Origin of the sequence: Ureaplasma diversum NCTC 246 (assembly GCF_000731915.1) — a bacterium.
GTDB lineage: Bacteria > Bacillota_I > Bacilli_A > Mycoplasmatales > Mycoplasmoidaceae > Ureaplasma > Ureaplasma diversum.
Window position 1 is genome coordinate 1 of sequence record NZ_JFDP01000083.1, and the last position, 2,024, is coordinate 2,024.

Sequence of the window (2,024 nt, forward strand, 5' to 3'; positions counted from 1 at the left end):
CGTCCTTCAAAAAAAAAAAAAAGGACTTTCTAGGTAAATGTTCCGGTTAAATGTGTTTTAGAGGGGATTATAACTTTTGTTGTTTTGATGCTTGATGATCTTTAAATTATTTTGGATAATAAAGCAAAATGGTTGATTCTTATCATCCTTGTTCTAACTTTAAAACCTATTTTTCGTATATAAAAATATAGAGCCTTGAAATCTCTATATTTAGTTATTAAATGATTTCTAAAGAAAACTGCTAATAAATCTAAAAGAATTGAACTTATCTGAAATTGAAGAAAATATTCAATTTTTATTAATGATATAATGAATGAAATTGCCTATACTCTAATTAAGGTGGTTTATTTTAAATGCAAAATGATATGTATGTATTAGAGTACGGAAAAGCTGGATGTAAAACTAAAGCTATAAATAGGTTCATAAGAGTCCTAAAATAGATATTTTCTGATATGACGCGCTTTTGAACAAATATTAAAATGTGTAAATTTGTATACTCTAGATTAATTATGAATTTGTACAACGGATTGATGAACAAATTCTAATTCATACAAACAACTCATCATTGGCAAACTTTTTTATAAAGAAAGCAAATTTTATAGATGCTTATGAACAATTAAAATAGCTATAGTAAGAATATATTAAATCTTAAAAATAAGCATCAAAAATTAGAACACATCATAAACTGGTGCGTTCTAATTTTGTTTGTTTAATAGTTATAAATTAAGAATGTGTTTGAAATATTAGGCTACTGCTTTTTCTTATATCGTATTTCTATTTCTTGAGAGTGTGTATTTAAGAGATCGGCTTTATTTTCATCATCAGCATCTCATAATTTCACAAGTTTATATTTACCTTCTGGTGCAGCTGTTGATTCGTTGAAATATCTAAGAGATTCAATATAAACTAGCATAGAACCATCTTTTAATTGAGTCCCTCTTATATATGGTCCACCATCAGTTGATGCAAGGCTTGCCGCATTATCTTCTTGAGATTCATAAGGAGTTCCATCAAAACCAACTAAACTAATTAGCATTTTAAATTTCTTCTCTTTTATTTTATCAAATGTATCTTTAGAAGTCTTGAATTCAAAGTGAAGATAATTTCGTCCCACTAAAACATTTAAATTACTCTTAGTAGGAGTTAATTTTTCTTTACGTTCATTTTCTTTCTTAGTTGCTTCGTTGAGAATTTCTTGAATTTTACCTACTTGTTCGTTGCTTTTAATTTCATCAATTTTTTCATTAAAGCTTTTTTTATCACTTTCTAATAAGTAAACTGAACTTGAAACCTTTGTTTTAGCATCTTGTTTCTTTTTATTTAATTCAGCTTGATCTTTTTCTGCATCATTTTGTTGTGCATTAGTTCCTGGTGACGCTTCCGTACCTGTACCCCTGCCATCAGTGCTTGGGTTATCAGTATTTGTTTCTCCTGGTTTGTCCTTCATTTCATTTTCTTTTGGCTCAGGAGTTGCTTGTTGAGTATCTGAGTCTGTTTTTTTACCATTTTCTGAATCAGAACCTGATTGTTGTTTATCCGATTCTCCAGATCCAGCATTTTCACCTGGTTTCTTATTGCCCCCTGAACCAGAACCTTCTTTTGGTTGCTCGTTTTTATCAGTTTCTGTAGTACTTTCTCCAGATCCTACTTTTGGTTTATCAGGAGTTTCAGTGCCTTGACCATCCTTAGGTTTTTCTGTAGTGCCACCATTAGTACCTGGTTGATCATCCTGCATCTTTTTATTTTCTTGTTTAGTAGTATCCTTGCCAGTGTTATATGATCCTGCTCCATCTTTAGGTGAAGTTTGAGGATTTGTGTTAGTTGATCCTGCTGATGGATTAGTTGTATTGTTTTCAGAACCTTGTTTACCTGGGCTTGTAGTGCTACCGCTTCCTGGGTTAGCATTTGTTGTACCACCAGTTCCTGAACCTTGACCACTTGGATTTGTAGTGTTTCCACTTCCTGGGTTTGTAGATTCAGTTCCACCAGATTGAGATGGGTTCTGAGTACCTTGAGAAGGTTTG

At 31.7% G+C, this 2,024-nt stretch carries 1 protein-coding gene; it reads right to left on the minus strand.

Annotated elements, in window-relative coordinates:
- Positions 1-748: 748 nt before the first annotated feature.
- Positions 749-2,024: hypothetical protein (locus tag UDIV_RS04605; protein WP_038103441.1), on the minus strand; the 1,276-nt coding region annotated here is incomplete at its 5' end.